At 51.9% G+C, this 10,112-nt stretch carries 7 protein-coding genes and 1 pseudogene; 6 read left to right on the top strand and 2 right to left on the bottom strand.

What is annotated here, in order from left to right; genetic code table 11:
* Window positions 1-247: 247 nt before the first annotated feature.
* On the bottom strand, window positions 248-3,754 hold the full coding sequence (locus tag B5F77_RS14950; RefSeq protein ID WP_087332204.1) for a DEAD/DEAH box helicase: 3,507 nt from the start codon (window positions 3,752-3,754) through the stop codon (window positions 248-250).
* Window positions 3,755-3,863: 109 nt separating this feature from the next.
* Window positions 3,864-4,691 carry a helix-turn-helix domain-containing protein gene (locus B5F77_RS14945; protein WP_087332202.1) on the bottom strand — a complete coding sequence of 276 codons (828 nt, stop codon included), beginning with the start codon at window positions 4,689-4,691 and terminating at the stop codon, window positions 3,864-3,866.
* 134 nt (window positions 4,692-4,825) lie between these two features.
* Between B5F77_RS14945 and B5F77_RS14940 the strand changes: the two genes are divergently transcribed.
* The 6 genes and pseudogenes from B5F77_RS14940 to B5F77_RS14915 all read left to right on the top strand — a co-directional run.
* Window positions 4,826-5,344, top strand: a complete 519-nt coding sequence (locus tag B5F77_RS14940; RefSeq protein WP_087332200.1) for a flavodoxin — start codon at window positions 4,826-4,828, stop codon at window positions 5,342-5,344.
* Between the two features lie 350 nt (window positions 5,345-5,694).
* A complete protein-coding gene (locus B5F77_RS14935) occupies window positions 5,695-6,678 on the top strand; it encodes an aldo/keto reductase (RefSeq protein ID WP_087332206.1) in 984 nt (327 codons plus the stop codon).
* Between the two features lie 26 nt (window positions 6,679-6,704).
* The gene (locus B5F77_RS14930) at window positions 6,705-7,721 is read left to right on the top strand and encodes an aldo/keto reductase (RefSeq protein ID WP_087332198.1); all 1,017 of its coding nucleotides are present in this window, start codon (window positions 6,705-6,707) and stop codon (window positions 7,719-7,721) included.
* Window positions 7,722-7,758: 37 nt separating this feature from the next.
* On the top strand, window positions 7,759-8,601 hold the full coding sequence (locus B5F77_RS14925) for an aldo/keto reductase (protein WP_087332195.1): 843 nt from the start codon (window positions 7,759-7,761) through the stop codon (window positions 8,599-8,601).
* 245 nt (window positions 8,602-8,846) lie between these two features.
* Window positions 8,847-9,824 carry a hybrid sensor histidine kinase/response regulator gene (locus tag B5F77_RS14920; protein ID WP_140392904.1) on the top strand — a complete coding sequence of 326 codons (978 nt, stop codon included), beginning with the start codon at window positions 8,847-8,849 and terminating at the stop codon, window positions 9,822-9,824.
* Between the two features lie 54 nt (window positions 9,825-9,878).
* Window positions 9,879-10,112: pseudogene (locus B5F77_RS14915) on the top strand (hypothetical protein); the annotation flags it as partial.

The raw sequence follows: 10,112 nt of genomic DNA, 5'->3' as shown, positions 1-10,112 counted from the left end.
GAGTCTTGACAACACAATAGTTCACCTCTTTTTCTTGGTTAACCTTTATTGATATAAAGATAAACATTCTTCTTCATTTATTATTTTGCGCAAATCTAAAGGATGACACGGATTAGACAGATAACCACAGATTTATTTAATTATAAATCAGTAAAAAAGAATCTGCGATCATCTGTTAAATCTGCGTCATCTGTGTACCATTTTCTATTTTGACACAGCTCCTTGCCAACTCCGTTTATTATCACACTTACCCGAAGATGTCTCGTAATTCCTTGTTGCTCAGCTTGCCTATCCAGCTTTCGCCGCTTGCCACGGTCATATCCGCCAAGTGTTTCTTCTGCTGGATCATGTCGTTGATGCGTTCCTCAAAGGTGTCTTTGGTAATGAAGCGGTGCACCATGACGTTCCGTTGCTGCCCGATGCGGTAGGCGCGGTCGGTAGCTTGGGCTTCCACGGCCGGATTCCACCACAGGTCGTAGTGGATGACGTGTGAGGCGGCAGTGAGGTTCAGCCCCGTCCCGGCAGCCTTGAGCGAGAGGATGAAAATCTTGTCGCTCCGAAGGTTCTGGAAACGCTCCACCATTTCCTGACGTTGCTTTACACTGCATCCACCGTGGTAGAACAAGGGGCGTTGTCCCAACCGTTCTTCGATGAAGCGCACCAGCAAGTCGCCCATCTCGCGGAACTGGGTGAACACAAGCACTTTTTCACCATTCGCCACAATCCCTTCCAAGCGGTCCAATAGCATCTCCGCCTTGCCGGACAACTCAATGCGGGCATCGCCGTTCTTGAGGAACTGCGCCGGGTGGTTGCAGATTTGCTTCAAGGCAAGAATCATTTGCAGGATAAGTCCCTGACGCTTGAAAAGGGATTCGTGGTCGGTGGTATCAATCCCTTCGATTTCCGCCATGGCTGCTTCGAGCGTGCGGTGGTAGAGGGCGGCCTGCTCCGAAGTGAGTGCGGCATAATCGTCCAGTTCTATCTTGTCCGGCAGGTCGGAGATGATGCTCTTGTCGGTCTTCATACGGCGCATCATGAAGGGAGCGGTCACCTTGCGGAAGCGGGCGGCGCAATCGCCGTCGTTGTAGAGTTGGATGGGGTTGACAAACTTCTCCCTAAAGGCTTTCGGCGTATCCAAGTAGCCTTTGTTGGCATACTCCATGATGCTCCAGAACTCGGTGAGGCGGTTCTCTACGGGGGTACCGCTGAGGGCGATATGTGTCGTGGCGGGAATGCCGCGCACGGCCTTGCTCTGTGCGGTGTCCTGGTTCTTGATGTTTTGCGCTTCGTCAATGAACATCAGCGTCCACGGCAATTTCTTCAGCTTGGCATTGTCCGAGCGCAACACGCCGTAGGTGGTGAGCAGGATGTCGGCATCAAACTGCTTCAGGCTTCGTCCTGTCCCGTGATAGACAAAGAAGGTAAGCGACGGGGCGAAACGGCTGATTTCCGCCTGCCAGTTGGTGAGCAAGCCGGTGGGTACCACCACTAATATACGCCCCTGCTCCAATGCGCCTTCCTCTTTCAATTTCAGCATCAGGGTGATGGCCTGCAAGGTCTTTCCCAATCCCATGTCATCCGCCAGGATAGAGCCGAAACCGATGCGGCTGTTGCGGTACATCCACGAGAAGCCGCGTTCCTGGTAAGGGCGCAGCGTAGCGTTCAATCCGGTGGGGAGCGGGATATGCTCCTGCCGCGTCAGTTCGTCCATCAATTGGCGGACCTCGTCGGTCAGATGCACCGGTGCCGATTCGTATTCTCCCGTCAGGGCAGCTTGCAGGATTTGAGCGGGAGTCAGCCTTTCGCCCTGCGCCATGGCGGCTTGCAGCTTTTGCAGGGTTTCCGCATCGGCATAGATGTAGCGTTGCTTGAACTTGATAAGCCCGTCGGCCTTCTCCATCAGTTTCTTAAATTCTTCCAAGGGGACAAGTTCCTTGCCCAATGCGACTTCCCAATCGAAGGCAAAGAGGTCTGCCAGGCTGAGGAAGCCTTTGTCCGAACCGGCTTTCCGCTTGATGGACAGCGATGCCTTGGGACGGATAAGTTGTCCCAATGATTTAGGCATGAATACCTTGATGTCGAGCATCCGCACGGCAGGGATGACTTGCAGCAGGAAAGGCACAAACGATGCTGCAGTATAATGGACAGGCTTTTTCGCGCCGGCGTTGATATAGCTCCCCACTTCCTTCACCAGCCCGGAGATGAGCGTAAAGCTCCTCAGGATACGCAGTCGCTCACGGTCGTATTCCGGCGAATCCAACACTTCGCATAGGGGTACGGTCTGCGGCTCCAGTTTTCGCTTGTCCTCCACGCCGATGTGCAGGTTGAAACCTCCCTTGCGGCTCTCTTCCACGCTGAACACCGGGCGGTAGTCCGATGCCGTCAGGGTATAGGAAGCCGTCCACGAGCGGATGCCGCCTGGTGTTTCTTTTTCGCCCACTCCGTCGAAGGGAACACGTTCGCCTTTAAAGAAGAACGGGAGGAGCGGCATACGGTCGCAACTGCCCGACAAGTATTTGACCAACGTCCCGAGGAAATACGATACCAGCCACTCCGCCGGATGCTCCACGGGTTTTGCTGCGGAACGTGCCGTAGGTTTCACCTTGACGAGCGAAGCCGGAACGAGTCCTTCGAGTGCCTCCACCAGTTCCTTGGCTTGTGCATCGATGTAGGCGGGCATCCAACGCACCAGGTATTTCTTGTCTGACAATCGGAGCAACTGTGGGGCCACCGCCCCCTTGTCCAACAGGTGCAGCGCACAGAAAAGGGATTGGTACAGGGCAATGACCGTCGGATGGTAGTCGGGCAGGAAATCGGGATGGATGTGCAGCAAGGCATGAGGCAACGTGCGCTCGTTGTAGGCAACCTTTCCTTCTATCGTCCAATCATACCGGTAATCAAAGCAAAGGTTTATCGCATCGTCTACACCGATACTTTCCGGCAGTTTGGAAGATGCGATAGGAAACATTTCTTCCCTCCCCAGCTTCCCGGTGAAGAAACGCTGCACGTTCTTTCTCACACGGCGCAATTCCGCCACATATCCTTCCTTGAAATTGCCTTGGGGGGCAAAAGGCGGCTTGTCCGGCAGAAGCATCAGCAGGGCATCAGACCGGTCGGCCAACTTGGAGAAGTCGATGCGGCGGAATGCCGGGACTTCCGTTCCTGCATCTTTAGCAGGCAGGGTCGTCACGAGGTCTTTCAAGGCGGGCACTTCCACCTCCTGCCGCACGTTGTCCACTTCAATGCCCCGTTTCTTCAATTCTTTCAGAAGGTCGAACCCGTGCATTTGGAACACGATGAAAGGATTGTTGTCAATCTCCCGGCTGAACATATAGACCACGGCTGCCAGATGTTTGCAAGGCACCGCCCAATCGGGACAACTGCAATCCATCTCCAAGTCATCCCATCGTTCGGGGAATATCTTCAAGCCGCAGGAGCGGGCGATGTCCAGCACCTCCGGGTCCAATTCCCGGTTGAGTAAGCCTGAAATAATTCCCGGTCGGGCAACCAGCCTGTCCATCAGCTTGTCCACCTGCCTGGCGGAAAACTTCGGGACGATGATTTTAACGCGGTAAGGCCGTGGACGGCTGCCTTGTACCTTGGCGCTGATGACATTATCTTGCAACTGTATTTCTCGGACGGAACCATTGCGGGCATACCGTGCGCCGCGGGGGATGCGGTTCTCATAATCAATGTGGGTCAGCGAACGCAACCATTCGTTGCCCCACCATGTATTGCCAAACTGTTGTGCCATATATGAATCGTGGTATAATTTTTTTGTTGCAAAGATAACTTTTTCGTAGGACAAATTATAGAAAATACGAACTTAAGGCTTGATAAACTTGGCTATATCCCATCCATGTTTACCGCGGCATCAATGATTCCCGGTAAGCCTTCGGCGACATGCCCAGATGTTTGGTCACGTACCGGCTGAAATAAGAGAGCGTCGTGAAGTTCATTTCCTCTGCTATCTGTACGATGGAAAGGTCGGGGTTGTTGAGATATTCCTTTATCATCGGGACGGTGTAACGGTCGATGTAATAAGTGACGCTCTTGCCCGTCTGCCGCTTTACGGTATTGGAGAGGTATTTGACGGTCACGTTCAGCTGTTCGGCATAATAAGCGACTTCCCGGTATTTCTTGCTGCGTCCGCTTTCCAGCAACGCCATCAGTTCCTTTACGACATACATGCTCCTGTCCGTGGCAAATATCGGAGTACGGTTCTTGGCGTGGAAATAGAACAGGTCATAAATCAGCGGAAGGGCCAGCCCGCCTATCAGCTCGCGGTAAAACAGATGGCCGGTATCGGCGATGCGGTCGCGGATATGGTGTATGTCGCGCACCAACGTCTCCGCATCCTCTTCCGATAAGGGGATGACAGGGTTGTCGTACAGGCTGATACTGCCTCCTATACCATAATTATTCGCCGGAAGCTGGTTGGAGAGGAAATCATGCGGGGCTGCCAAGACTTCCACTTTCAAATCTTCGCTCTGACTGACTACATGCACTTGCTGGGGTGCATTGATGACCACAGCGTCATGCTTCTTCACATGAAACGGGCGGCCGTCGTAAGTAAAGACGCCTTCCCCTTGCAGGCACACCATGTGGACGCACCAGCCTTTCAGTTTCACCGAGCCTATCAGTTGGAACAGGGTGGAATAGACGATTTTCAGTTCTTTATCCTTTGCCATGCCGCAAAATTAGGGCATTATCCGGAGAGCGCCAAACGATTTGTGCTTTTGGTGAAACATTAGATACCTTTTGTGAAACATAGAGCGTGTAAAAGCGGCGTAACTTTGCACCGTAATCAGAAATGAAAAGGACAATGAGCAAAACACTGATAGTTTATTATTCACGCCGGGGCGAAAACTATGTCGGCGGCGTTATCAAGAAGCTGCAACAGGGCAACACCGAATGCGTGGCGGGCAAGATTGCCGCACTGACCGGTGCAGACTGTTTCCAGATAGAAACCACGAAGGCATACCCGACAGGCTATACGGAAATGACCGAAGTCGCCATGCAGGAACTCCAAAGCAGGGAACGCCCCGCGCTGACAGGACAAGTCGAGAATATGGAACAATACGACACGATTATCCTCGGCTATCCCAACTGGTGGGGCACGATGCCGATGTGCGTGTTCACTTTCTTGGAAGCATACGACTTCACCGGGAAGAAGATACTTCCGTTCTGTACCCATGAGGGCAGCGGACTGGGTCATAGCGTGGATGATATCCGAAAAGTCTGCCCCGGCACGGAAGTGAAAGACGGGCTTGCCATCCGTGGAAGTGTTGCTGCTTCATCGGACAGGCTGATAAAGGAATGGTTGAAGCAAAACGGTATGTAAACTCACCCCGGACATGAGTTAGGATAAGTCCGGAACTGATGTACCATGAGTCCGGAACTGATGCAGGATAACATCCGGACTTATCTTTCTAAACATTTGCTGCCGTCATCTCCGACAACGCCAATCCGTCAGGATAAGCACCGTCGGAGGGCTACGACAGCACCAATCCGGCTGGAGAAGCACTGGATACAGCGACGACAGGGCTCGCGAACTTGGAGAACCCTTGTTGGAGGGTGACGACAGCACCAATCCGGCAGGATAAGTACTAAAAACGCCGACGACAGCCCTCGAGAACGCGGAGAGCTTCTGTCGTCAGCAAAGACAAGGACAAATTATAAAGAATGAATAATATGAAGACAAGAAAATTAGGACAAGTAGAAGTTTCCGCCCTCGGCATGGGATGCATGAACCTGAGCGGCGTCACGGGCAAGGGAGCGGACAAGAAGTATGCAATCAATGTCATCCGCACGGCGCACGCCATGGGCATCACCCTCTTCGACACGGCGGAGGCATACGGGCCGTTCATCAACGAAGAACTGGTGGGCGAGGCGTTGAAACCCATCCGGCACGATGTGGTGCTTGCCACGAAGTTCGGCATGATTTCGGAGGAAGGCGGGCTGAACAGCCGACCGGAACACATCCGCAAGGTGGTGGAACAGTCGTTGCGCCGCTTGCAGACCGACTACATCGACCTGCTCTACCAGCATCGCGTGGACCCCAATGTGCCGATAGAGGACGTGGCAGGAACGGTGCGCGACCTGATAGCCGAGGGCAAGGTGCGCTACTTCGGACTGTCGGAAGCCGGGGCGGACACCATTCGCCGTGCCCACCGCGTGCAGCCCGTCACAGCCGTGCAGAACCAATATTCTATCTGGACGCGCCAATCGGAGCAGGAGGTCATCCCCACCTGCGAGGAATTAGGCATCGGCTTCGTGCCTTGGGGACCGCTGGGCACGGGCTTCCTCACCGGAACTATCTCTGCCGACATGACCTTCGACCCAGCCAATGACCTGCGTGCCACCTTCCCCCGTTTCACCCACGAGAATATGCAGGCAAACATGCCCTTGGTCACGATGCTGAACGGCATCGCCCGACGCAAAGGAGCATCGTCGGCACAAATCGCCCTCGCATGGCTGTTGGCGCAGAAGCCGTTTATTGTCCCCATTCCTGGCATGGATAAGCTGGAGTATCTGGATGACAACATCGCCTCCACCGAACTCACGCTGACGCAGGAAGACCTGCAAGAGATAGAGGACGGACTGTCGAAGATTAAGATACACGGGGCACGCCTCTCGCAAGCCCTGCTGGATGATATTCATGAGGACATCAAGTAATAATAACGAAGTAAACACTAACAGGTATGAAGAAAAGAATGATTGGCAATCTCGAAGTATCCGAGATTGGTATGGGCTGCATGGGATTTTCCCACGGCTACGGACAAGTGCCCGAAGAGGCATACAGTATCGAGGCTATCCGCAAGGCATACGAGGCGGGCTGCACCTTCTTCGACACGGCGGAGGTGTATGGTGACGTGGTTTTCTTTCCCGGACACAACGAATTGTTGGTGGGCAAGGCTGTCGCCCCGTTCCGCAAGGACATCGTGCTTGCCACCAAGATGTTCCTCCACGAATCGGAGATTGCGGACGGTACAAGTATCTACGATGCCACGTGCAAGCATTTGGAGCAATCGATGAAGAACTTGCAGACGGACTACATCGACCTCTACTACCTGCATCGCGTCAATGAACACGTTTCGTTTGAGGAAATAGCTGCTGCAATGGGGCGGCTCATCAAAGAGGGCGTTATCCGAGCTTGGGGTATGTCGCAGGTGGATGTGAATATATTGGCAAAAGCGCATGCCGTGACGTCCGTTGCCGCCGTGCAGAACCTTTACTCCATGCTGGAGCGCGACTGCGAGAAGGATATATTCCCGTACTGCTTGGAACACAACATCGGCGTAGTGCCCTTCTCCCCGATAGCCAGCGGCTTCCTTTCCGGCAAGATTAAGGCGGACACACAGTTTGAGGCGGTGGACGATGTACGCAAATTCGTGCCTCAGTTGAGCAAGGAGAACATCATCGCCAACCAGCCCGTGCTTGATATCCTTGCCGAATACTCGGCGAAGAAGCACGCCACCAACGCACAGATTTCCCTTGCATGGATGCTCCACAAATATCCCAACGTGGTGCCCATCCCCGGTTCTAAGAATCAGGAACGTATCTTGGAAAACCTCGGTGCTGCCGATGTGGAACTGACCGATGAAGAGTTCCGTGCGCTGGAAGCAGCTCTTGATGCCTGCACCATCCACGGGCATCGCGGACACGTGGAAACGGAGCAGACAACTTTCGGGAACAAATGGAAGAAAGCAGACGAATAAGATATTAAATAGTAACAACCACATAAAGAAACGAATTATGCAAACAGTAAGATTATCAAACGGCGTGGAAATGCCGATTTTGGGTTACGGGGTCTATCAAGTGACTCCCGAAGAATGTGAACGTTGCGTGTCGGATGCCTTGAGCATGGGTTATCGTATGGTGGACACGGCGCAGGCATACGCTAATGAGGAAGGTGTGGGCAATGCGGTGAAGAAAAGCGGTATTCCGCGCGAGGAGCTGTTCCTTGTGACAAAGGTGTGGATATCCAACGCCGGGTATGAGAAGGCAAAGGCTTCTATCGACGAATCCCTCCGCAAGCTGCAAACCGACTACATCGACCTGCTACTCATCCATCAGCCTTTCAACGACTACTACGGCACCTACCGTGCCATGGAAGAAGCGTACAAGGCAGGCAAGCTCCGTGCCATCGGCGTATCGAACTTCTACCCCGACCGTTTCATCGACTTGGCGGAATTCTGCGACATCAAGCCGATGGTGAACCAAGTGGAAACGCATGTGTTCAACCAGCAACGCCGGCCGCAGGAAATCATGAAGGAGTACGGCACGCAAATCATGTCGTGGGGGCCATTCGCCGAAGGGCGTAACGACTTCTTCACTAACCCCGTGCTGAAAGCCATTGGCGAAAAATACGGTAAGTCTGTGGCACAAACCGCCCTGCGCTTCCTCATCCAGCGCGATGTGGTAGTCATTCCGAAGTCCACACACAAGGAACGCATGGAGCAGAATCTCGATGTATTCGACTTCTCCCTCTCTGCTGAGGATATGGAGGCTATTGGCAAATTAGACAAGGGCGAAAGCCTGTTCTTCTCGCACTATGCCCCCGAGACGGTAAAGTGGCTGACGAGCTTCGGAAAGTAAGATATTGTGACAAAGTAAGGAATTTTTAATAGAAAAATTTTAGAGAATTTACGCCTAACCTTACTTTGTTACGATAAATAAGGAAACATATATACGATGAGATTGCAAACAAGAATCTTCTTCGGGTACATTATCTTAATGGCGGTCATTGGAAGCATGGCCACCATTCTGTACGCTTATACACGGCTACCATATCGGCAACCATCATCCTGTTGTTCTTGTCCTATCTCACCATCCATAGGGAATTGAAACGCAATGCGGACGAAAAGAAGAAACGTGAAAAGCTCATTGGCAAATTGCAGGAGAGCAATACCAAGAACGAGGAACTTATACGCTTTAGGCGCAACCTCATACAGAACGTCACCCATGAACTGTGCACACCTTTGACAGCCATCAGCGGCAATGCGGAACTTCTATTGAACGATGATAACAAGGATAGACGAGTGCACCATGCGGAAACAATAAAGACTTCGGCAGGACGCATGGCATCCATGCTGAACAGCCTCTTAAACTATTTCAGACTCGACAGCAGGAAAGTGACAATCCTATCTAAACCATTTAGATTAAGTTTGATTGCGGACACGCTCGAAACGGAATTTGCCACGCAAGCTAAGTCAAAGCATTTGACATTGAACGTCCGCAACTATGCAAATGAAGTAGTGAACGGCGACAAGAACCGTATCTTGAGCATAGGCAGTAACCTGCTTTCCAATGCCATCAAGTTCACGGATAATGGCACTATCACACTGACAACCCGATACAAGGACGGTGTGTTTACGCTGGCGGTGGAAGATACGGGTACAGGCATCAGCAAAGAACAAAAGAAACTGATATTCAAGCCCTTTGAGTGTCTGGACAATGCCGCCACGCAGGACGGCTTCGGGCTGGGGCTTTCCATCGTGAAACAACTTGTGATACTGATGGACGGACATATATCGGTGGAAAGTGAAAAGGGTAAAGGCAGCAAGTTCACCATTGTTCTTCCATTGCCGAAAACCAAAGAAACCATAACAGACGGGAAGAAAGAACAGATGCAAGACATCATTTCAAATTACAACGTAATAGTGATAGACAATGACCTTGTAATACTCGGCATGATACGGGATATGCTCGTGCAGAACGGCATAAGTTACGACACCTGCACAAGTGTTGGGGAACTGATAGACAAAATGCGCAGTAAGGATTATGACCTGCTGATAACCGACCTGAAAATGGCTCAGTAGATTTTCAGAGGGGATAAATTTGTTAGCTTAAAGAACAAACCTTTATTTTGCAGTATGGAAAACGATTATTTGAACATGTTGGCCAGTATAGTACTGCCTACACAGATATTGGATTACTTCTCCATAGTAGGGATATCCCAGACTTCAACGGAGATACATATTAGTCTGGACGAGAGGAGGAATCCGGAACTAAGCGAGGACGTGCACTTTGAGTCCAAAGGTTTTATGGAAGCGGTAAGCGTGACGGATTTCCCGATACGCGACCATAAAGTAATTTTGAAGGTACGT

This window comes from Parabacteroides sp. An277, from assembly GCF_002159645.1.
GTDB lineage: Bacteria > Bacteroidota > Bacteroidia > Bacteroidales > Tannerellaceae > Parabacteroides.
This window is presented reverse-complemented; position numbering and strand designations above follow the sequence as displayed.